The organism is Sphingomonas corticis, from assembly GCF_012035195.1.
Lineage (GTDB): Bacteria > Pseudomonadota > Alphaproteobacteria > Sphingomonadales > Sphingomonadaceae > Sphingomonas > Sphingomonas corticis.
Genome location: NZ_JAAVJH010000004.1, coordinates 24713 through 49231, shown reverse-complemented (window position 1 = coordinate 49231; position 24519 = coordinate 24713). Strand labels below are relative to the sequence as shown.

The following is a 24519-nucleotide window of genomic DNA, read 5'->3' as shown; positions in this document are numbered from 1 at the left end:
CGGGACCGGGAAGAAGGGGAAGAGATGCCGAAGAACCAGAAGGTGCGCCGCCTGCTGCTGAGCGGAGCGGCGATGCCGCTCGCCATCGCCACCGCGCACGCGCAGACCACGCCGACCGAGCCCGCACCCGTGGCGGAGGCGACTGCCGCGCCGGACGACACCGCCATCGTCGTGACGGGATCGCGCATCGCCCGGCCGGATTTTGCCGCGCCGAACCCCATCGTGTCGCTGGATGCGGAGAACATCCAGCAATCGGGCAACACGAACGTCACCACCTTCCTCCAGCGCGTACCGGCGCTGACGAATTCGGTCGACAGCGCGCAGTCCGCCGGGTCGGACCGGCCGGGCGGGCAGCTGTTCGGCGCCGCGGGGCTCAACCTGCTCGACCTGCGCGGGCTCGGGCCGTCGCGCACGCTGGTGCTGGTCAACGGCCGCCGCCACGTCGCCAGCCAGATCGACAGCGCGGCGGTGGACGTGAACGCCATTCCCACCGACCTGATCGAGCGGGTCGACGTGCTGACCGGCGGCGCCTCGGCGGTCTACGGCGCCGATGGCGTGTCGGGCGTGGTCAACTTCATCCTGCGCCGCGACCTGGACGGCGTGACGGCGCGCACGCAGTTCGGCATTTCCGAGCAGGGCGACGCGGGCAACCGCTTCGCCTCGATCGCGGCGGGGCGCAACTTCGCCGGGGGACGCGGCAACGTCACCTTGTACTACGAGTACAATGCCGAGGATCCGCTGGCGAACGACGACCGCGACTACCTGCGGCGCGAGCGGCGGCAGTATCTGGTGCCCAACGACGCCTATGCCGGGCCGGGATCGGGCACCTACCAGCAGGTGCTGGCGGGCGACCTGCGCTATCCCGGCGGATCGCCCGAGGGCGTGATCGACATCGGCGGCGTGCTCTACCAGGGCAACGGGCGCCTGTACGATCCCGGCACCCCCGTCAGCTACTACGCCAGCGGCGGCGACGCGACGCCCGTGGCGGGCTATGTCGGCGACCTCCTGCCGAAGATCGAGCGGCACGCGGCGAACCTGTTGACCCACTACGACGTGTCGGACGCGCTGACGCTCAGCTTCGAGGGCAAGTTCGTGCAGACGCTCGCCACCACGTTCGGCGGCTATTCCGGCAATTATCCGGGCACGTTCACGCTCGACAATCCGTTCCTGCCGCAGACCATCCGCGACGCCGCGCTGGCGGCGGGCCAGGCGACGATCGCGTCCAACCGCAACAACCTGGACTTCCCGCGGCTGGGAGAGAGCAACCGGCGGCGCACGTGGCGCGGCGTGGTGGGCGCGACGGGGGAGATCAGCGATCACGCGCGCTACGACCTGTCCTATACCTACGGACAGACCGATGTCAGGATCGAGAAGCTGAACAGCCGGTGGGAGGACCGCTACCTCGCCGCGCTGGACGTCGTCACCGATCCCGCCACCGGGCGGCCGACGTGCCGCTCGAACCTGACGCCCGCCGCCGCCGCGGGCGCGACCAGCTTCACGCCGGGGGCGAGCAGCGGGTGCCTGCCGCTCAACACCTTCGGCCGCAACGTCTACGATCCCGCGGCGCTCGCCTGGACCATCAACGGCGACAACGTCAGCGCCGCACGGCTGACGCAGTCGGTGGCGAACCTGTCGCTGACCGGGGACTTCGGCGCGCTGTTCGATCTGCCGGGCGGCCCCGTGCAGTTCGCGCTGGGCGGCGAGTACCGGCGCGAAACCAGCCGCTTCTCGCCCAACGCATTCCTGACGGGCAAGCAATGGTACCAGTATGACGAGGGCGACAAGTTCAATCCGGAATATCTCATCTCGCCTTCGCGCGGCGCCTTCGACGTGTACGAGGCGTTCGGCGAGCTGAACGTGCCGCTCTTGAAGGACCAGCCCTTCGCGCACCTGCTGTCCGTCGGCGCGGCGGGCCGCCTGTCCGACTATTCCACCGTGGGCAAGACGGAGGCGTACCAGTTCAACGCGCTTTGGGCGCCGGTCCGCGATCTCACCTTCCGCGGCAGCTACAGCCAGGCGGTGCGCGCGCCCAATATTGGGGAGCTGTTCGCCCCGGTGGGTCCGGCCACCAACTTCTTCGTCGATCCCTGCTATCTGGAGAACCGCAACAGCGGCACCGCATCGCGCGCGGCGAACTGCGTCGCGCTCATCACCTCGCTCGGCGGCAATCCGGCGACCTTCACCGGCGCCAACAATCCCGACGCCGCCAGCCTCATCAACGGCCAGCGCAGCGGCAACCGCGCGCTGAAGGAGGAGACCGCGCGCACCTGGACCGCGGGCACGGTGCTGCGTCCGGGCTTCATTCCCGGCCTGTCGATCGCGGCGGACTGGTACGACATCCGGCTGAAGGACGCGATCAACGTCGCCGACGCCTCCACGATCGCGAACCTGTGCGTGGACCAGCCCTCGCTCGACAACGCCTTCTGCGCCGCGATCCGGCGGCGGCAGGGCACGGGCTACATCAACGGCTACGCCGTCCAGCCGCAGAACGTGGCGCAGTTCAGCACCGCGGGCCTCGACGTCAACGTCAGCTGGCGGGTGGACGCGGGGACGGCGGGCAGCTTCGACGTGCGCTTCGTCGGCGGCTACCTCCACCGGCTCGACATCGTCGCCACGCCGGGTGCGCAGGTGGAGGACCAGGTCGACCAGCAGGGGCGGCCGAAATTCAACTTCGTCTTCTCGCCGACGTGGACGAAGGACGCGCTGACCGTCAGCTACAACCTGCGCTGGTTCGACCGCACCCGCCGCTTTCCGAAGAACACGACCGACGCCAATCCGGACATCGCCGCACCCGAGCTGCTGCGCTACAAGGAGCTGTGGCAGCACGACCTGCAGGCGTCCCTGCAGGTGGCGGAGGCGTTCTCGCTCTACGGCGGGGTCATCAACCTTTCCAATCAGCGGCCGGACGAGGACAGCTACGACTTCCCCGTGTCCTCGCGCGGACGCTACCTCTACGCCGGCGCACGGCTGACGTATTGAGGCGGAGGGGCGCGCGTCAGCCGGTGATCGACAGGCGCGCCACCTCCGTCGTCATCGACGCGTCGCTGTAGAAGACGTACTCGCCACCGGTGTGCGTGGCGTTGGTGGTGTCGACGACGATGTTGTCGCCCGCCCCCGCCTTCAGCGTCAGGTGAGAGGCGTTGCCCGCGCCCGCGATCGACTGGACGAAGCCCGCGTCCACGGTGAAGTTCGCGTCGACGCCCGCGGCGGTGAAGTCGATCTCCTCCGTGCGGGTCAGCACGCCTTCCAGCGCGGTGCGGTCGACGCTGCCGGAATTGGCGGCGATCGCCACGCTGTCGCGACCCGCGCCGCCGTCGATGCTGAACCCGCCGGCGAGGCCGAGAACGAAGGCGTCGTCGTAGCCGCTGCCCAGCACGTGCTCGATCCCTGACAGCGTGTCGCCATTGGCGTCGCCCAGCGACCCCGTGCCGCTGGCGAGGTTCAGCGCGATGCCGGAGGAGGCGCCGGCGTAGCTCGCCGTGTCGTAGCCGCCGCCGCCCGCCAGCACGTCCGCGCCCGCCCCGCCCTGCAACGTGTCGTTGCCGAGGCCGCCGGTCAGCACGTTGGCGCCCGCGTTGCCGGTCAGCGTGTCAGCATGGTCGCTGCCGGTCAGGTTCTCGATCCCCGTGTAGCTGTCGCCCGACGCGTCGCCGCCGCTACCGCCCGCGGCCAGGCTGGCGACCACGCCGCCGGCCGCCGTGGCGTAGCTCGCGGTGTCGATGCCCGCGCCGCCGTCCAGCGTGTCCGCGCCCGCGCCGCCGGTCAGCACGTCGTCGCCGCCGCCGCCCGCCAGCCGGTTGGCGCCGCCGTCGCCGAACAGCAGGTCGGCCGAACCCGAGCCGATCAGGTGCTCGATCCCGCTCAGCACGTCGCCCGCTGCGTCGCCGCCGCTGTTCGCGCCGCCGTCCAGCCGCACGGTGACACCCGCCGACGACGCGGCATAGCTGGCCGTGTCCTGGCCCGCGCCGCCGGTCAGCGTGTCCGCCCCGCCGAGCCCGGCGAGCACGTCGTCGCCCGCGCCGCCGTCGATCGCGTTCGCGCCGCCGTCACCGGCCAGTGTATCCGCCTGGCCGGATCCGATCAGGTTCTCGAAGTTGGACAGCGCGTCGCCTGCGGCATCGCCGCCCGTGTTGCCCGCCGCGTTCAGCGTCACCGTCACCCCCATTGAGGACGCGGCGTAGCTGACCGTATCGGTGCCCGCGCCGCCGTCCAGCGTGTCCGCGCCCGCGCCGCCGACGATGGTGTCGTCGCCGCCGCCGCCCTGGATCAGGTTCGCGCCGCCGTCGCCCGTCAGCGTGTCCGCCATGGCCGAGCCGATCAGGTTTTCGAGGTTGGACAGCACGTCGCCCGCCGCGTCGCCGCCGCTGTTGCCGGCGGTGTTCAGCGTCACCGTCACGCCCAGCGAGGACGCGGCATAGCTGACCGTGTCGGTGCCCGCGCCGCCGTCGATCGTGTCCGCGCCCGCCCCGCCGACGATCGTGTCATTGCCCGTGCCGCCGGCGATGACGTTGGCGCCCCCGTCACCGGTCAGCACGTCGTCATGGTTGGAACCGGTCAGGTTCTCGAACCCCGTCAGCGTGTCGCCCTGCGCGTCGCCGCCGCTGCCCGTGCCCGAGGCGAGCGAGACGACCACCGCCGCCGACGATCCGGCGTAGCTGGCCGTGTCCGTCCCCGCGCCGCCGTCCAGCGCGTCGGCCCCGCCGCCGCCCTCGACCGTGTCGTTGCCCGCGCCCGCGGACAGGGCATTCGCCAGCCCGTCGCCGTACAGCGCGTCCGCCTGGGCGGAGCCGATCAGGTTCTCGATCTGCGTCAGCGTATCGCCAGCGGCGTCGCCGCCGCTGGCGGCGCTGCCGTCCAGCCGCACCGTCACGCCCAGCGACGAGGCCGCGTAGCTGGCCGTGTCGATGCCGGCGCCGCCGATCAGCGTGTCCGCCCCCCCGCCGCCGACCAGCAGGTCGTCGCCGCCCGCGCCGTTCAGCACGTTCGCCGCGCCGTCGCCGGTCAGCGTGTCCGCGTTGGCGGAGCCGGTGACGTTCTCGACATTGGTCAGCGTGTCGCCCTGGGCGTCGCCGCCGCTGCCGCTTCCCGAGGCGAGCGACACGGTGACCGCACCGGAGGATCCGGCGTAACTGACCGTATCCGTGCCGCCGCCACCGTCGATCGCGTCGGCCCCGCCGCCGCCCTCGATCGCATCGTTGCCGGTGCCGCCGAAGATGGCGTTCGCGACGCCGTCCCCGGTCAGCGTGTCGGCATGGTTCGACCCGATCAGGTTCTCGATGCCCGACAGGCTGTCGCCCTGCGCGTCGCCACCCGCGTTGGCGGCGCCGTTGATCGTCACCGTCACGCCCGCGGTGGAGGCGGCATAGGTGATGGTGTCGACGCCGTTGCCGCCCGCGATCGTGTCCGCGCCAGCGCCGCCGGACAGCAGGTCGTCGCCGTCGCCGCCGTCGATCGTGTCCGCGCCCGCACCGCCGTCGATCGTGTCCGCCCCCGCGCCGCCGGACAGGTTGTCGTCCGCACTGGCGCCGTAGAGGAAGTCCGCGCCGCCCGAGCCGACGATCGCCTCGAACCCGCTCAGCACGTCGCCCGCCGCGTCCCCGCCGACGCCCGCGCTGCCGTCGAGCCGCACCGTCACCGCCGCGGCCGAGGCCGCGTAGGAGAGCGTGTCGTAGCCCGCGCCGCCGATCAGCGTGTCGGCGCCCGCGCTGCCGTTCACCAGGTCGTCGCCGCCGCCGCCGTCCAGCCGCTCCGCCCCCGCGCCACCGGTCAGCGTGTCGGCGTACCCGCTTCCCACCACGCCCTCGACGGAGACGAAGGTGTCGCCGCTCGCGTCGGCGCCGCTGACCACCAGCGTCCCGCTGGCGAAGCTGGCGGTGATGGCGGCCGAGGAGGTAGCGTAGGAGGCCGAGTCGATGCCGATGCCGCCGTCCAGCACGTCCGCGCCTGCGCCGCCTACCAGCACGTCGTCGCCGTCGCCGCCGCGCAGCGTCTGCGTCCCCGCCGTGCCGTACAGCGTGTCGGCGTAGGCGGAGCCGATCACCGTCTCGATGTTGCTGAGGCGGTCGCCCGCCGCCTCGCCGCCGGACCCCAGGGTGACGCCGTCGGTGTAGACGGTCACGCCGGCACCGGCGGTGGCGTAGCTCGCCGTATCGGTGCCCGCACCACCGTCGATGGTGTCCGCGCCGGCGCCGCCGGTCAGTATGTCGTCGCCGGCCCCGCCGTTGATCGTGTCCGCGCCCACGCCGCCGTCGATCGTGTCGTCGCCCCCGGCGCCGTTGATCGTCTCATCCGCATTGGAGCCGATGATCGTGTCGTTCCCGGCGGAGCCGGTCGCGATCTCGATCGACAGCAGCACGTCGCCTTCCGCATCGCCGCCGCTGGAGGCGCGACCGTCGAGGTACAGCGTCACCGCCGCGGCCGATCCGGTATAGTCGGCGGCGTCGATGCCGATGCCGCCGTTCAGCGTGTCGGCGCCTGCGCCGCCGACCAGCAGGTCGTTGCCGGCGTTGCCGACCAGCACGTTGTCGCCCGCGTCGCCGGTCAGCGTGTCGGCCTGCGCGCTGCCGGTCAGGTTCTCGATCGAGACGAGCGTGTCGCCCGCCGCGTCCCCGCCCGAGCCGCTGCCCGTCGCCAGGCTGACGGTGACGCCGCCCGAGGACGCGCTGTAATCCGCCGTGTCGCGGCCAATGCCGCCGTCCAGCCGGTCCGCGCCCGCGTCGCCGCGGATCGTGTCCGCGCCGTCGCCGCCGTACAGGACGTTGGCCTGCGCATTGCCCCAGATCACGTCGTCGAACCCGGTCGCCGCCAGGATCTCGACGTTGGTCAGCCGGTCCCCCGCCGCTTCGCCGCCCGCGCCGACGGTGCCGTCGAGGCCGACGACCACGGCGCCGCCGCCGTCGTAGGAGATGGTGTCCGTGCCCCCGCCGCCGTCGATCGTATCGGCGCCGCCCAGGCCGCGGAACCACTCGTTCGCGGCCGTCCCCACCGCGCTGTCGTTGCCGGCGGTGAGGAAGATGGTGGTGAAGTTGCGATAGGTGTCGCCCGCGGCATCGCCGCCGACGCCCAGCGTCACGCCGTCCAGGTTGATCGAGACCGCCGCGCTGGTCGAATTCCACGGCGAGCCGGCGCTGGTACCGAAGAACAGGATGTTCGATCCTGCGCCGCCGTCCAGCGCGTCCGCCCCGGCGCCGCCGCTGATGCGATCGTCGCCCGCACCGCCGTTGATCGTGTCGTTGCCATCCAAGCCCAGCAGGGCGTCGTTGCCCGCCCCGCCCGACAGCACGTTGGCGCCGATCGTTCCCACCAGCGTGTCGTCGAAATTGCTGCCGACCAGGTTCTCGATCGCGACGAAGGTGTCGCCGTGCGCGTCGAAGCCGGTGCCGTAGTTGAGGTTCAGATCGACGATGATGCCCCCGACGCTGGCGGAATAGTCGACCGTGTCGATGCCGGCGCCGCCGTCGTTGACGTCGGTGCCCGTGCCGCCCAGCAGCAGGTCGTCGCCGTTGCCGCCCTGCAGCGTGTCGTTGCCCGCGCCCGCGTCCAGAGTGTCGTTGCCGTCGTTGCCGGCGATGGTGTTCTGCCCGGCGTCGCCCGTCAGCGTGTCGGCATGCGCGGAGCCGCGCAGGTTGCTGAAGTTGGAGAAGGTATCGCCCGCCGCATCGCCGAGCGTCCCCGTCCCGTTCGCCAGCGACACGGCCACCGCCGCGGCGGCGCCGGCGTAGCTCAGCGTGTTGACGGCCAGGCCGCCGTCCATCGTGTCGGCGCCAGCGCCGCCCTCGATCGTGTCGTTCCCGTCCTCGCCGTACAGCGAATCGTCACCGGCGCCCCCCGCGATCGTGTCCGCGCCGTTGCCGCCCCAGATCATGTTCGCGTTGACATCGCCGGTCAGCGTGTCGTTCAGGCCCGATCCGACCAGCCGCTCGATGCCGACGAACGTGTCGCCCGCCGCGTCGCCGCCCGTCGCCACGCCCGTGGCGAGCGAGACGGTGACGCCGGCCGAGGAACTCGCGTAGCTGGCCGTGTCCTGTCCGGCACCGCCGTCCAGCACATCCGCGCCGCCGCGGCCCTGCAGCACGTCGTCTCCGGCGCCGCCGGTCAGCACGTTGGCAGCGTTCGAGCCGGTGATCGCGTCGGCTTGGGCCGAGCCGATCGCATTCTCGATCGTGTTGACGACGAACACGTCGCCCTGCGCATCGCCGCCCAGATTCGACAGGCCGTTGAACAGGTCCAGCGTCACGCCCGCGCTGCTGGCGCTGTAGTCAACCGTGTCGATGCCCGTGCCGCCGTCGAACAGGTCCGCGCCCGTACCGCCGATCAGGATATCGTTACCGGCGCCGCCCTCCAGCCGGTCGTCGCCCGCGCCGGTGTTGATCGTGTCGTCCCCGGCGCCCGCCATCACCCACTCACCCGCCGCGGCGCCGACGAACGTGTCGGCGAATCCGGACAGCTGCCAGATCTCGATCGCCGTGTACGTGTCGCCTTGCGCCAGCCCGGTGGACAGCGCGGCGTTGCCGATGTTGACGGTCAGTCCGGAGGAGGACGAGCTGTAGTCGACCGTGTCGTTGCCCGCACCGCCGTCCAGCGTGTCCGCGCCCAGGCCGGGCCGCAGGATGTCGTCGCCCGCGCCGCCCTCGATCGTGTCGGCGTTGGCCGACCCGGTGATGATGTCGTTCTGCGACGAACCGACCACGCGCTCGATGCTGGTCAGCACGTCGCCGGCCGCGTCGCCGAAGCTGCCCGTGGTGCTGCCGTCCATGCGCACCGCGATGCCGGCGGACGCCGAATAGTCCGCCGTGTCGAAGCCCGCGCCACCGTCCAGCGTGTCGGCGCCCGCGCCGCCCGCCAGCACGTCGTCGCCGGCGCCGCCCAGCAGCGTCTCCACCGCGGCGGTGCCGATCAGCGTGTCGGCACTGCCCGATCCGATTACCCGCTCCACGCCGACGATCGTGTCGCCGGCCGCATCGCCGCCGCTCGACGCGGTACCGTCCAGCCGGACGGTGACGCCGGCGCCGCTGGCGGAATAGTCGACCGTGTCGATGCCCGCGCCGCCGTCGATCGCGTCCGCCTGGCCGACGCTGACGATCGTGTCGTCGCCGCCCCAGCCGAGCAGCTCGGTGGAGGACAGCGTGCCGCCGCGCAGCGTGTCGCCGTAGTTGATCGATCCCTCGATCCGCTCGATGCCGGACAGGATGTCGCCCGCAGCCCAGCCGCCCGCGCCCGCCGCGCCGTTGTTGCCGATGGTGACGGCCGCGTCGGAGTTGCGATAGTCCGCGGTGTCGATGCCCGCGCCGCCGATCACCTGGTCCGCGCCCGCGCCGCTGGCGATGCGATCGTCCCCCGCCCCGCCGTCGAGCACGTCCACGCCGGCACCGCCGAACAGGAGGTCGTTGCCGCCGCCCGCCAGGATCGTCGCACCCGTGCCGCTGGTCGTGATCTCGTCGCCCTGTGCGGAGCCGATCACGATCTCCACGTCGAACAGCCGGTCGCCTGCGGCATCGCCGCCCACGCCGAAGCTGCCGTCCATGTAGATGCGCATCCCCGAGCCCGTGGACGCGGAGTAGTCGACCGTGTCGACGCCGTTGCCGCCGCGGTAGACGTCCGCGCCGCCGCTCGCCACGAAGCCGTCGTCGCCCGCGTTGCCGAGGAACTCCTCGTCCGCGGCGGACCCTTCGAACGTGTCGGCGAAGGCCGATCCGACGACACGCTCGATGCCCGTCATCGTGTCGCCCTGCGCGTCGCCGCCGGCGGACGTGCCCGCGGTGCGGATGGAGACGGCTCCCACGGAATCGGCATAGTCCGCGGTGTCGATTCCGCTGCCGCCCGCCAGCACGTCGGCCCCCGCGCCGCCGACCAGCACGTCGTCGCCGATCCCGCCGGATAGCCGGTCCGCGCCGGCACCGCCGCGCAGCGTGTCGTCGCCGTCGAAGCCGTCGAACACGTCGTCGCCGGCGCCGCCGATCATCAGGTCGGACAGGCGCGAACCCTGGAACCGCTCCACCGCCACGAAGGTGTCGCCCTGCGCGTCCCCGCCGGTGGCGGTGCCCGCGACCAGGTCGATGGTCACGCCCGCGCCGGAATTGGAGTAGCTGACCGTATCGACGCCGGCGCCGCCGTCCAGCACGTCCGCACCCGCGTCGCCGCGCAGCGTGTCGTCGCCGGCCTCGCCCAGCAGCGTGTCGCTGCCGCTGCCGCCCGACAGCACGTCGTCGCCGCCGCCGCCGAGCAGCGTCTCGTCGCCGAAGCTGCCGGTCACGGTGTCGGCGTAAGCGGAGCCGATCACCGCCTCCACGCCGGTCAGCCGGTCGCCCGCCGCGAGGTCGCCGCTGCTGGCCGATCCGTCCAGCGCCACCGCGATCGCCGACGCGGCCGCGGCATAGTCGACCGTGTCGAAGCCCGCACCGCCGACCAGGGTGTCCGCGCCCAGGCTGGCGATCAGCAGGTCGTCGCCCGCGCCGCCGTCCAGCGTCTCGGCACCCGCGCCGCCCGCCAGCGTGTCCGCGTGGTCGGAGCCGAGCAGCCGCTCGATCGCGGTGAAGGTGTCCCCCGCGGCATCGCCGAGCGTGCCCGTGCCGGTGGCCAGACTGGCGACGATACCGCTCGCGGCGTGCGCGTAGCTGGCGGTATCGAAGCCTGCGCCGCCGTCGATCGCGTCGGCGCCCCCGCCGCCCTCGATCACGTCGTCGCCGATGCCGCCGGCGAAGCTCTCCGCCGCCGCCGCGCCGGTCAGATTGTCGGCGAACGCCGATCCGATCACCCGCTCCACGCCGATCAGCGTGTCGCCCGCGGCGCTGCCGCCGACGCCCAGGTCGATGCCGTTGGTGAAGACGGCGACCCCCGCGGTGCTGGCCGAATAGTCGGCCGTGTCCATGCCCGCGCCGCCGTCCAGCACGTCGCCGCCCAGCCCGCCGACCAGCAGGTCGTCGCCCGCGCCGCCGACCAGCACGTCCGCCGCATTCGATCCGGTCAGCTGGTCGCCCTGCGCCGAACCGACCACGCGCTCGATACCCGACAGCGTGTCGCCGGCCGCGTCGCCCGCGCTGCCGCTGCCCGCGGCCAGGTTCACCGTCACCGCGCCCGCGCTGGTGGAATAGTCCGCGGTGTCCACGCCGTCGCCGCCCGACAGCACGTCCGCGCCCGCCGCGCCGACCAGCACGTCGTCGCCCGACCCGCCGATCAGCGTCTCCGCCCCGCCCGCGCCGTGCAGCACGTCGTCGTGGGCGGAGCCGCGCAGCACCTCCACGCGGGTCAGCACGTCGCCTTGCGCGTCGCCGCCGCTGCCGGCGGTGCCGTCCAGCCACGCCGTCACGCCCGAGGCGGATGCGGAATAGTCCGCCGTGTCGATGCCTGCCCCGCCGTCGATCGCGTCGTCGCCCGCGCCGCCCGCGATCGTGTCGTCGCCCGCGCCACCGTCCAGCACGTCGCCGCCATCGCCGCCGTCGATGCGGTCGGCACCGCCGCCGCCCTCGATCCGGTCCGTGCCGCCGCTGCCCGCCAGCGTATCGGCGAAGGCGGAGCCGACCACGCGCTCGATGCCGGTCAGCACGTCGCCCAGCGCCTCGCCGCCCGAACTCGCCACCCCGTCCATCCGCACCGCCACGCCCGCGGCGGCGGCGGAATAGTCGGCGGTGTCGATGCCCGCACCGCCGTCCAGCACGTCCTGGCCGAGCCCGCCGACCAGCACGTCGTCGCCGTCGCCGCCGGACAATTGGTCGTTGCCGTCGCCGCCGGACAGCCGGTCGTTGCCGGCCAGGCCCAGCATCGTGTCGGCGGTGGCGGTGCCGGTGACGACGTCGTCGCCGCCCGTGGCGATGACGCGCTCGATCTCGCTCAGCACGTCGCCCTGCGCCTCGCCGCCCGACGAGACCGCGCCGTCCATGTGGACGGTGACCGGCGCCGCGCCGGCGGAATAATCGACGGTGTCGATCCCGCCGCCGCCGGCCAGCGTGTCCGCGCCGGCCGAGCCGAAGATCGTGTCGTCGCCCGCGCCCGCCTCGACCCGGTCGGCCCCGGCCGAGCCGACGAAGGTGTCGGCCTGGCTCGACCCGATGACGTGCTCGATCCCGGTCAGCACGTCGCCCTCGGCATCGCCGCCGGTGGAGGCGACGCCGTCCAGCCGCACGTTCACGCCGGAGAGCGAGGTGGCGTAGCTGGCGATGTCGTAGCCCGCGCCGCCGTCGATCGCGTCGGCGCCGACGCCCCCCGCGATCGTGTCGTCGCCCGCCTCGCCCGCCAGCGCGTCGTCGCCGCCGCCGCCCAGGATCGTGTCGTTGCCCGCGCCGCCCAGCAGCGTCTCGCTGCCGTTGCCGCCGTTCAGGCGATCGTCGAAGGCGGAGCCGACCAGCCGCTCGATCGAGGTCAGCACGTCGCCCTGCGCGTCGCCGCGGCTGCCGCTGGTGCCGTCGAGGTAGACGGTCACCGCCGCGCCCGCGCCGGCGTAGCTCGCCGTGTCGATCCCCGCGCCGCCGTCGATCGCGTCGGCACCCGCGCCGCCGGTGATCGTGTCGTCGCCCGCGCCGCCCGCCAGCGCGTCGTTGCCCGCACCGCCGTCGATCGCGTCGTTGCCGATGCCGCCCAGGATCGTGTCGTCGCCCGCCGAACCGCCCAGCGTGTCGGCGAAGTCGGAGCCGACCAGCCGCTCGATCGTGTCGAGCATGTCGCCGGTGGCCTCGCCGCCGGTCCCCGCGCTGCCGTCCAGCGCCACGGCGACGCCGGCCGTGGCGGCCGAATAGTCCGCGGTGTCCTGGCCCGCGCCGCCGTGCAGCCGGTCCGCGCCGATCCCGCCGACCAGCACGTCGGCACCGTCGTTGCCGAACAGTTCCTCGTCCGCCGCACCGCCGCGCAGCGTGTCGCCCTGCGCGGAGCCGAGCACCCGCTCGATGCCGCTCAGCAGGTCGCCGTCGGCGTCCCCGCCGCTGGAGGCGAGCCCGTCGAGGTTCACCGTCACCGCACCGACGGAGGCGGTGTAGTCGGCGGTGTCCACGCCCGCGCCGCCATCGATCGTGTCCGATCCCAGGCCGCCCGCGATCGTGTCGTCGCCCGCGCCGCCCTGGATCTGGTCGCTGCCCATGCCGCCCAGCAGCACGTCGTCACCGGCCATGCCTACCAGCACGTCGTCGCCCGCCGATCCGGTCAGCCGGTCCGCTTGCGCGGAGCCGACCAGCCGCTCGATCCCGGTCAGCACGTCACCCGCGGCGTCGCCGCCGCTGCCCGCCACGCCGTTCAGCCCCACCGTCACGCCCAGCGCCGACGCGGAATAATCGACGCTGTCGAAGCCCCCGCCGCCGCGCAAGGTATCCGCCCCGGCCGACCCGGTCAGCACGTCGTCGCCGTCGCCGCCCTCCAGCGTCTCCGCCATCGCGCCGCCGCGCAGCGTGTCGTCGAAATCGGTGCCGATCAGCCGCTCGACGTTCGCGATCGTGTCGCCCGCGGCGTCGCCGCCGGTCTGCGCGCCGCCATCGAGGCCCGCGTTCACCGCCGCGGCCGAGGCGGCGTAGCTGATCGTGTCGGTGCCCGCGCCGCCGTCCATCGCGTCGGCGCCCAGGCCGCCCGCCAGCACGTCGTCGCCTGCGCCGCCGCGCAGCGTGTCCGCGCCGGCGTTGCCGGACAGCAGGTCGTCGCCCGCGCCGCCCTCCAGCGTGTCCGCCCCCGCCGAACCGTTCAGCACGTCGTTGCCGGCCGAGCCGATGGCGCGCTCGATCCCGGTCAGCGTGTCGCCGGCGGCGTCGCCGCCGATCGACACGGAACCGTCCAGGTTGACCGTCACCGCCGCCACGCTGGCGCCGTAGTCAACGGTGTCGAAGCCGCTGCCGCCGTCCAGCGCGTCCGCGCCGGCGCTGCCCAGCAGCACGTCGTCGCCCGCGCCGCCCATCAGCGTCTCGGCACCCGCCCGCCCGCCCAGCCGGTCGGCGAAGGCCGAGCCCTCGAGCGCCTCGACGTTGGCGATCGTGTCGCCCGCGGCGTCGCCGCCGCTGCCGATCGTGCCGTCCAGGTACGCGCTGACGCCCGCGCTCGACGCGGCATAGGTGACGAGGTCCGCGCCGGTGCCGCCGTCGATGACGTCGGCGCCCGCGCCGCCCGACAGCAGGTCGTCGCCCGACCCGCCCGCCAGCTGGTCGTCGCCCGCGCCGCCGCTCAGCTCGTCGTCGCCGGCCATGCCGAGCAGCGCGTCGTTGCCGGCACCGCCGGTCAGCACGTCGCCGTTGCCCGACCCGATGATGCGCTCGATCCCGGTCAGCGTGTCGCCCTGCGCGTCGCCGCCGGCGCCCACACGGCCGTCCAGGCCCACGGTGACGCCCAGGTCGGACCCGCTATAGTCCGCGGTGTCGATGCCGCTGCCGCCGTCCAGCACGTCCGCGCCGGTGCCGCCGCGCAGCAGGTCGTCGCCCGCTCCGCCGCGCAGCGTGTCGCCGCCGCCGTTGCCGATCAGCGTGTCGTTGCCTGCCCCGCCCTCGAACGTCTCGCCGGCGGAGATGCCGGTAATGACGTCGTCGTGCGCGGAGCCGACCACGCGCTCGATCCGCACCAGCGTGTCGCCCTGCGCGTCGCCGCCCGACGCGCTCGACCCATCGAGCACGACGTCGATCGCGCCCGCGCTCGCCGAATAGTCGGCGGTGTCGAATCCCGCGCCGCCGTCGATCGCGTCCGCACCCGCACCGCCCGCCAGCACGTCGTCGCCGACGCCGCCGTCGATCAGGTCCGCGCCCGCGCCGCCGGAGAGGGTATCGTCGCCCAGGCCGCCGTCGAACTGCTCGTCCGCCGCCGTGCCGGTCAGCCGGTCGGCGTGGTCGGATCCAATCAGGTGCTCGATGCCGGCGAAGGTGTCGCCCTGCGCGTCGCCGCCGCTGCCGGTGCCGCTGCCCAGGTCCACCGTCACCGCCGCGCCCGACAGCGCGAAGGTGACCGTGTCGATCCCCGTGCCGCCGTCGAAGCGGTCCGCGCCCGCGCCGCCGTCCAACACGTCGTCGCCGGTGCCGCCCAGCAGCACGTCGTCGCCCGCCGCGCCGGTCAGGCGATCCGCGCCCGCGCCGCCCTCCAGCACGTCGCCGCCGCCGCCGCCCGACAGCGCGTCGTCGTGCGCAGAGCCGAGCAGCCGCTCGATTCCTGTCAGCCGGTCGCCCGAGGCGTCCCCGCTGGAGCCGAACGATCCGTCCAGCGCCACCGTCACGCCCGCCGCCGACGCGGAATAATCGGCGGTGTCGAAGCCCGCGCCGCCTTCCAGCCGGTCGCTGCCCAGGCTGCCCTTCAGCACGTCGTCGCCCGCGCCGCCGTCCAGCGTCTCGCCGTCGATGCCGCCCGACAGCGTGTCGGCCTGCGCCGATCCGGTGATCCGCTCGATGCCCGTCAGCGTGTCGCCCTGCGCGTCGCCGCCGCTGCCGGTGCTGCCGTCCAGCCCCACCGTGACGCCCAGCGCGGAGGTGGAATAATCCGCCGTGTCGACCCCGTCGCCGCCGTCCAGCGCGTCCGCGCCCGCGCCGCCGCGCAGAATGTCGTCCCCGTCCGCGCCGCGGATCACGTCCGCCCCCGCGCTGCCGCGCAACAGGTCGTCGAAGGCGGAGCCGATCAGCCGCTCGGCATTGACGATCGTGTCGCCCGCCGCGGTGCCGCCCGTGCCGGCGAGGCCGTCCAGCCCCACCTGCACCGCCGCCGACGAATCGGCGTAGCTGACCGTGTCGAAGCCGGCACCGCCGTCGATCGCGTCCGCGCCGGCACCGCCGGTGATGGCGTCGTCGCCCGCGCCGCCGAGCAGCTGGTCGTCGCCGCCTGCGCCCTCGATCACGTCCTCGCCCGCGCCGCCCTCGATCAGGTCGGCCGCGGTGGAGCCGGTCAGCCCGTCGGCGTGCGCCGACCCGACCAGCCGCTCGACATCGACCAACACGTCGCCCGCGGCGTCTCCGCCGCTGCCCGCACGCCCGTCGAGATAGGCGGTGACGCCCGCGCCCGACGCGGCGTAGCTGACCGTGTCCTGCCCCGCGCCGCCGTCCAGCAGGTCGCCGCCCGCGCTGCCCAGCAGCACGTCGTCGCCCGCGCCGCCGCGGATCGTCTCCGCTCCCGCGCCGCCGCCCAGCGCGTCCGCGTGCGCGGAGCCAACCAGCGTCTCGATCCCGCTCAGCCGGTCACCCGCCGCCTCGCCGCCGGTCCCCGCGCCGCCGTCCAGCGACACCGCCACGCCCGAAGCCGCCGCGGCGTAGCTGGCGGTATCCTGCCCCGCGCCGCCGTCCAGCACGTCGGCGCCCAGCCCGCCGACCAGCAGGTCGTCGCCGCCGTTGCCGACCAGCACGTCGTCGCTCGCCGCGCCGGTCAGGACGTCGTTCAGCCCCGATCCGATCACCCGCTCCACGCCCGACAGCGTGTCGCCCTCGGCGTCGCCGCCGGTGTTCAGCCCGCCGTCCAGCCGCACGTCCACGCCGCCGACGGAGGTGGAATAGTCCGCCGTGTCGAAGCCCGTGCCGCCCAGGATCGCGTCCGCTCCCGCGCCGCCCTCGATCGTGTCGTCGCCCGCGCCGCCGTCCAGCGTGTCGCTGCCGCCCGCGCCGAACAGCCGGTCGTCGCCCGCGCCGCCCGACAGCTCGTTGGCGCCCGCGTCGCCGGTCAACCGGTCGTCCAGCGCCGAGCCGATCACGCGCTCGATGCCGGACAGGACGTCGCCCTGCGCGTCGCCGCCCGCGGCGGTCTGCCCGTCGAGCGACACCGTCACCGCGCCCGCGCTGGTCGAATAGTCGACCGTGTCGCGCCCGGCGCCCCCAGCCAGCACGTCCGCCCCCGCGCCGCCCGCCAGCACGTCGTCGCCGATCCCGCCGTCGAGCAGGTCGTCGCCCGCGCCGCCGGTCAGCCGGTCGTCGCCGTCGCGCCCCTCCAGCGTGTCCGCGCCCGCACCGCCCGCGATCGCGTCGGCGAAGGCGGAGCCGCGCACGATCTCGATCCCGGCGAAGCTGTCGCCCGCCGCGTCGCCCAGCGTGCCGCCGGTGGCGAGGTCCAGCGCCACGCCCGCGCCCGCGCCGGAATAGTCAGCGACGTCGATCCCCGCGCCGCCGTCAAGCACGTCGGCGCCCACGCCGCCCGCCAGTACGTCGTCGCCCGCGCCGCCGACCAGCGTCTCGTCCGCCGCGCCGCCGGTCAGCCGGTCGCCGAAAGCCGAGCCGACCACGCGCTCGATGCCCGACAGCGTATCGCCCTCGGCCCAGCCGCCGCGGCCGGTGCCGGTGGACAGGTCGACGCGCACGTCATTGTCGGACCGCGAGTAATCGGCTGTGTCCGTTCCCGCGCCGCCCAGGATCGCGTCGGCGCCGGTGCCGCCGTCGATGGTGTCGTCGCCGTCGCCGCCGTCGAGCCGATCGTCGCCCGCGCCGCCCGCGATGCGGTCGTCGCCCGCGCCGCCGTCCAGCACGTCGGCCGCCCCCGATCCGTCGATCGCGTCGTCAAAGGCGGAGCCGGTCACGCGCTCGATCGAAACCAGCCGGTCGCCGGCCGCATCGCCCTGCGTGCCCGTACCGGTCGCCAGCGACACGGCGATGCCCGCGCCCGCGTCCGAATAGTCGGCGGTGTCGGTGCCGATGCCGCCGTCGATCAGGTCCGCACCCGCGCGCCCGGCCAGCACGTCGTCGCCCGCGCCGCCCGTCAGCGTGTCGGCCGCGGCGGTGCCGCGCAGCACGTCGTCGTGCGAGGAGCCGATCAGGTTCTCGACCCGGAGCAGCCGGTCGCCCTCGGCCGCGCCGCCGGTGGAGATGCTGCCGTCGACGGAGACGTTCACGCCCGACGTGGAGCTGGAATAATCGACCGTGTCGATCCCGGCGCCGCCGTCCAGCAGGTCCGCCCCGGCGCCGCCGTCCAGCACGTCGTCGCCCGCGCCGCCGAGCAGATCGTCGTCGCCGCCGCCACCCGCCAGCCGGTCGTTGCCCGCACCGCCATCCAGCCGCTCGCGCGCTCCGCTGCCGGTCAGCTCGTCGTCCAGCGTCGAGCCGATCACGCCCTCGATCGCGATCAGCTGGTCCCCGGCCGCGTCGCCGCCGATGCCCAGCGAACCGTCCAGCACCACGCGCACCGCGCCCGCGGACTGCGAGTAATCGACCATGTCGAAGCCCGCGCCGCCGTCGATCACGTCCGCGCCGATGCTGCCCACGATGCGGTCGTCGCCCGCGCCGCCCAGGATCGCGTCGGCGCCGGTGCCGCCACCCAGCACATCGTCGTGCGCGGAACCGACCAGCCGCTCGATGTCGCTCAACCGGTCGCCCAGGCCGTCGCCGCCCGTGCCCGCGCTGCCGTCCAGCGACACCGCCACGCCCGCGGCGGCATCGGCGTAGCTCGCCGTGTCGATGCCGCTGCCGCCTTCCAGCACGTCCGCGCCCGCGCCGCCCTGCAACACGTCGTCACCGCTGCCGCCCAGCAGGCGGTCCGCCCCCGCGCCGCCCGCCAGAACGTCGTCGCCCGCGCCGCCCGACAGCGTCTCGTCCGCCGCATCACCCACGAGCCGATCGTCCGAGCTGGAGCCGATCACCGATTCGATGCCGGACAGCTGGTCGCCCTGCGCGTCGCCGCCGCTGCCCACCGTGCCGTCCAGTCGGAGGTCTATTCCGGCGGTGCTGGCGGAATAATCCACCGTGTCGCGGCCTGCGCCGCCCTCCAGCCGGTCCGCGCCCGCGCCGCCCGTCAGGTGGTCGTCTCCGTCGCCGCCGATCAGGCGATCGTTGCCCAGTCCACCCGCCAGCAGATCGTCGCCCGCGCCGCCGACCAGCTCGTCGTCCAGCACGCCGCCCGACAGGCGGTCGTCGAACGCGGTGCCGACCAGCCGCTCGATGCCGGACAGCACGTCGCCCTGCGCGTCGCCCCCGGCGCCGATCGTGCCGTCCAGGCCCACCGACACGGCCGCGGCCGAGCCGGAATAGTCAGCGGTGTCGCGGCCCGCGCCGCCGATCAGCGTGTCCGCCCCGCCGCGTCCCTGCAGCACGTCGTCGCCCGCGCCGCCGTCCAGCACGTCCGCCGCGGCGGTGCCGCGCAGCACGTCGTCGCCCGACGATCCGGTCAGGTTCTCGATCCCGACCAGCCGGTCGCCCTCGGCGTCGCCGCCGCGGCCGGTGCCCGCCGCCAGGTCCACGTCGACCGCGGCGGCGGAGGCGGAATAGTCCGCCGTGTCCACGCCCGCGCCGCCGTCCAGCAGGTCGGCGCCGCCGCGGCCCTGGAGCACGTCGTCGCCGCCGCCGCCGATCAGGTCCTCGTCCGCGCCCGCGCCGCGCAGCACGTCGGCATGGCCGCTGCCGATCACGCGCTCGATCGAGGCGAGCGTGTCGCCGGTCGCGTCGCTGCCGAGGCCCGTCGCGCCGTCCAGCGCCACCTGCACGCCCGCGGTGGCGGCGGAATAGTCCGCCGTGTCGAAGCCCGCCCCGCCGTCGATCGCGTCCGCGCCCGATCCGCCCTCGATCACGTCGTCGCCGTCGCCGCCGGCCAGCCGGTCGTTGCCGCGTCCGCCGGCCAGAACGTCGTCGCCCGCCGCGCCCTCCAGCCGGTCGTCACCGTCGCCGCCGGTCAGCCGGTCGGCGAAGGCGGAGCCGAGAATTCCCTCGACCGCGCTCAACCGGTCGCCCGCCGCGTCGCCGCCCACGCCCGCGCTGCCGTCCAGCGCGATCGTCACGCCCGCGGCCGACGCGGCATAATCCGCCACGTCCACGCCCGCCCCGCCGCGGATGTCGTCGGCCCCGGCCCCGCCGGTCAGCACATCGTCGCCATCGCCGCCGTCGATCGTGTCGTCGCCGCTGCCGCCGTCGATGCGGTCGTCGCCGATCCCGCCGTCCAGCCGGTCGTCGCCCCCGGCACCGGACAGCACGTCGGCACCGCCGCCGCCCTCGATCACCTCGTCCGCCGCGACGCCGGCGACGACGTCGCCGTAGCCCGAGCCGACGATGCGCTCGACCCCCAGCACGCGGTCGCCCGCGGCGTCGCCGCCCGTCGCCACGCTGCCGTCCAGCGTCAGGCGGATGCCGGCGTTGCTGGCGGAATAGTCGGCGGTGTCGAAGCCCGCGCCACCGTCGAGAAGATCGGCCCCGCCGCGCCCCGCCAGCACGTCGTCGCCCGCGCCGCCCGACAGCGCCTCGTCGCCGTCCCCGCCGCGGATCAGGTCGCCGAACGATGACCCGACGATCGCCTCGATCCCCGCCAGCGTGTCGCCCTGCGCATGCCCGCCCGTCGCCGACCCGGCGGCCAGGTCGATCGAGACCGCCGCGTCCGACGCGGCATAGTCCGCGGTGTCGAAGCCCGCGCCGCCCTCCAGCCGGTCCGCGCCCGCCATGCCGGCCAGCCGGTCGTCGCCGCCCCCGCCCTGGAGCACGTCGGCCTCGGCCGAGCCGCGCAGACGGTCGGCGAAGGCGGAGCCGGCGATCCCCTCGATCCCGTCGTACCGATCGCCCGCGGCGTCGCCGCCGGTATTCGCGCCGCCGTCCAGCGTCGCGTCCACGCCGGCCGCGCTCTGCGAGTAATCGGCGATGTCGACCCCCGCGCCGCCCACCAGCAGGTCGGCGCCGCCGCGGCCTGCCAGCAGGTCGTCGCCCGCGCCGCCCTCCAGCGTGTCGGCACCGGCCCCGCCGGTCAGCCGGTCGTCGAAGGCGGAGCCGACGATCCGCTCGATCCCGCTCAGCCGGTCGCCCTGCGCATCGCCGCCCGCGCCCAGCGAGCCGTCGTTGGCGACCACCACGTTCGATGCCGACTGTGAGTAGTCGGCAGTGTCGAAGCCCGCGCCGCCGTCCAGCTCGTCGCTGCCCAGCCCGCCGCGCAGCACGTCGTCGCCCGCACCGCCCGACAGGCGGTTGGCCAATTCGTTGCCCGACAGCACGTCGTCGTTCGCCGATCCCGTCAGCCCCTCGATGTCGACCAGCCGGTCGCCCGCGGCATCGCCCCCGATGCCCGCGCTGCCGTCCAGCGAGACGACCACGCGCTCGCCCGAGCGGGAGTAGTCGGCCACGTCGAAACCGGTGCCGCCGTCCAGCAGGTCCGCGCCCGCGCCGCCGTCCAGCACGTCGTCGCCAGCCCCGCCCGACAGGCGGTTGGCCGCCGCGTCGCCGAGCAGTCGGTCGCCGTAATTGGAGCCGGCGACATCCTCGATGCCGTCCAGCACGTCGCCCTCGGCGGTGCCGCCCGCGCCGGTGCCGCGCGCCAGGTCCACCGTCACCGCGTCGCTCGAATCGCCGTAGCTCGCCGTGTCCGATCCCGCGCCGCCCAGCAGCCGGTCCGCGCCCAGCCCGCCGCGCAGCAGGTCGTCGCCCGCGCCGCCTTCCAGCACGTTGTCGCCGCTGTCGCCACGCAGGTCGTCGGCGTAGCGGCTGCCGAGCACGCGCTCCACGCCGGTCAGCCGGTCGCCCTCCGCGACGTCGCCGGCGGAGGCGTTGCCGTCCAGCCGCACCGTCACGCTGCCGCCCGCGGCGGAATAGTCCGCGGTGTCGAAGCCCTCGCCGCCGTGCAACAGGTCCGCGCCCGCGCCGCCGGTCAGCAGGTCGTCGCCCGCGCCGCCCGCCAGCACGTCGTCGCCCGCGCTGCCGCCCAGGCGATCGTCGTGCGCCGATCCGACCAGCCGCTCGACGCCCGACAGCTGGTCGCCCTGCGCATCGCCGCCGCTCCCGGTGCTGCCGTCCAGCGCCACCGTCACGCCGCTGGCGGAGGTGGAATAATCGGCGGTGTCCTCTCCCTCGCCGCCCTGCAGCACGTCGGCCCCGGCGCCGCCCTGGAGCACGTCGTCGCCGGCGCGGCCCTCCAGCCGGTCGTCCGCCGTGCCGCCGATCAGGCGATCGTCCAGCGCCGAGCCGATCGCGTGTTCGATGCTGGTCAGCCGGTCGCCGTCGGCGTCGCCGCCCTCGGACAGTCCACCGTCCAGCCGCACCGTCACGCCGAAGCGCGACAGCGAGTAATCGACCGCGTCCACGCCCGCGCCGCCGTCGATCCGGTCCGCGCCGCCCAGCCCCAGCAGCACGTCGTTCCCGGCATTGCCGCGCAGCACGTCGTCCCCCGCCGTGCCGATCAGCACGTCGTCGTGGCGCGATCCCTCCAGCCCCTCGATACCGACGAAGCGGTCGCCCAGCGCATCGGCGCCGTCCAGCGTGGCGCCGTCCAGCGACACGCGCACGCCCGCCGCCGCGCCGTCGTAGCTGGCGATGTCGAAGCCCGCACCGCCGTCGATCGTGTCGGCACCCAGCCCGCCCTCGATCACGTCGTCGCCCGCGCCGCCGGCCAGCACCTCGGCCGCCGCGCCGCCGACCAGGCGGTCGGCGTGGGCCGATCCGGTCAGCTTCTCGATGCCGGCATAGGTGTCGCCCTCGGCGTCGCCGCCGCTGCCGGCGCGCCCGTCGAGGTAGACGGTCACGCCCACCGCGCTGGCGGAGAAATCGACGCTGTCGACGCCCGCGCCGCCGTCGATCCGGTCCGCCCCGGCGCCGCCGGTCAGCAGATTGTCGCCTGCGTCGCCGACCAGCACGTCGTCGTGCGCGGAGCCGACCACCGCCTCGATCGCGACCAGCGTGTCGCCCTCGGCATCCCCGCCGACGCCTGCACGCCCGTCGAGATAGGCGGTGATCCCGCCGGCGGAGGCGGAATAATCGGCCACGTCGTAGCCCGCGCCGCCGTCCAGCCGGTCCGCACCGGCGCTGCCCGTCAGCCGGTCGTCGCCCGCCGCACCCTTCAGCGTCTCCGCCGCCGCGCCGCCGTGCAGCACGTCGTTGCGGTCGGTCGCGATCACGACCTCCACGTTGGCGAGGTGATCCCCCTCCGCCTCGCCGCCCTTGGACGCCGTGCCGTCGAGGAAGATCTCGATCCCGTCCTTGCCTTCCGCCGCGCCGGCCAGCGCGCGCGAATAGTCCACCGTGTCGGTTCCGCCGGCGCCGTCGATCGCGTCGGCGCCCTTGCCGCCGTCGATCACGTTGTCGCCGTCGCTGCCCTTCAGCACGTCGTCGTGTGCGGAACCGGCGATGTTCTCGACATTGGCGTAGGTGTCGCCGTGGGCGTAGCCGCCCTCGCCCTTGCCCGCGGCCAGGTCCACCTTCACCGCGACGTTGGACCGCTCGTAGCTGACCCAGTCCGCGCCGGTGCCGCCGTCGATCTGGTCCTCGCCGATCCCCGCGACGATCCGGTCGTCGCCGCCGCCGGCGTTGATGACGTTGCCCGGGGGGTTGGAGAACAGCACGTAGACGGGATTGCCGCTGACCGGATCGGTCACGGTCATGTCGGCCTGCGATGCCACCAGCTTCACGCCGAAGTGGGTCGACACCTCCACGCTGTTCGAGCTGTTCTTGCCGTCGCTCGACAGGCCCAGCTGCACCGGCAGGAAGAACTCGTCCTGGAAGCCGCTGGCATTGGCCTTCGTGCCGACTTCCGGCACCGCGTAGATCAGCTGCAGGTCGAACGCGAACGCGGACTGCGACGCCGGCACCGCCTTCATCACGCCGGTGGCGTCGGCGACCTGCGTCAGCTTCGCGATCGAACCCTGGTCGATGTCGACCAGCCACCCCTTGTCGGTGCGCGTCGCGTTGGCGATGGCGAAGCCGTCGGGCAGCGACGGGATCAGGACGGAGGTGAGCGTCAGCCCCTTGGCCGGCACCATCGCCTCGACGTGCAGCACGCGCAGCGACGCGCCCGGGGGCGCCGCCTTGGGATCGTCGGCGTAGATCGTCTCCGACGAATCGGTGCCGGTGACGGTCTCCTTCGCCGACTGCGCGGCGTAGCTGGCGTCCTTGGACGATCCGGTCGCGCCCGTCGCGCCCTTCACCGTCGTGACGCCGGCTTCCGTGCCGGTCTTCACGCCTTCCTGGTTGAACAGCTGGAACTTCAGCGTAGGCACCAGCTTGCCGATCCCCGCCGCGCCGATCGCATCGTCGGGCGCCGGCTCGATCGCGCGCGCCGACGGCGGGTTCGATGGGGCACTGGCGGACGACTGCGTGTTGCTGATCTTCTCCGTCAGCCGCTGCGCCTCGCCGTCGGACTTGTGCTGGTTCTCCTCCTTCGCCTGCGCCGCCTGCTGCTGCGCCTGTGCGTCCTTCGGCTGGATCGATCCGGCGTCGGTCTGCTTCTCGCCCTGCGACTTGGCGTCGGTCTGCGTGTCCGACGCGGCGGAGGACAGCGCCAGCTTCATCGGCAGCGGCTGCTCCTTGATCTCGCCCACCTGCGAGAAGGTGCCCTCGGCATCCACCTGCTTGTCGTCGAAGACGAACTGCGCCTTGCGGCCGGAGAACACCGCCAGCGCCATGCCGGGAATGACGATCTTCGTGCCGTCCTCGAAGACGAGCACGACGTCGATGTCGACGATCTCCACCTTGAACGGGGCGTAGCGCATGTGCAGCAGCGCCTTGTCGTCGGCGCCCAGCTGCACGACCTTGGAGACGCCCGCCGGCAGCGCCAGCGACGCCTTGCCGACCGTCACTTCCGCCGGATCGGCCACCAGCGCCGCCTTGGGCGCGAGCGGCGTCTTGCCGGAACCAGACCTACCAGGCTTCATCGACTTCGCCATGTGCGGCAGTCCCCCTTTGCGGGGGATCATGCACGCGAAGTCGTAAA

General features: G+C 74.2%; 2 protein-coding genes. One reads left to right on the top strand and one right to left on the bottom strand.

Going from position 1 to position 24519, the window contains the following annotated elements; translation table 11 throughout:
• Nucleotides 1-24: 24 nt before the first annotated feature.
• Nucleotides 25-2979, top strand: a complete 2955-nt coding sequence (locus tag HBH26_RS07535; protein WP_168133984.1) for a TonB-dependent receptor plug domain-containing protein — start codon at nucleotides 25-27, stop codon at nucleotides 2977-2979.
• 16 nt (nucleotides 2980-2995) lie between these two features.
• On the opposite strand, the gene HBH26_RS20410 is transcribed toward HBH26_RS07535, so the two are convergent.
• Nucleotides 2996-24472: a hypothetical protein gene (locus HBH26_RS20410; RefSeq protein ID WP_209308419.1), complete on the bottom strand. Its 21477-nt coding sequence runs from the start codon at nucleotides 24470-24472 to the stop codon at nucleotides 2996-2998.
• Between the last annotated feature and the right edge of the window lie 47 nt (nucleotides 24473-24519).

What these genes read in the sequence shown, in the direction of transcription:
- HBH26_RS07535 (WP_168133984.1), top strand. Translation starts at nt 25, where the DNA reads ATGCCGAAGAACCAGAAGGTGCGCCGCCTGCTGCTGAGCGGAGCGGCG.
- HBH26_RS20410 (WP_209308419.1), bottom strand. Translation starts at nt 24,472, where the DNA reads ATGGCGAAGTCGATGAAGCCTGGTAGGTCTGGTTCCGGCAAGACGCCG.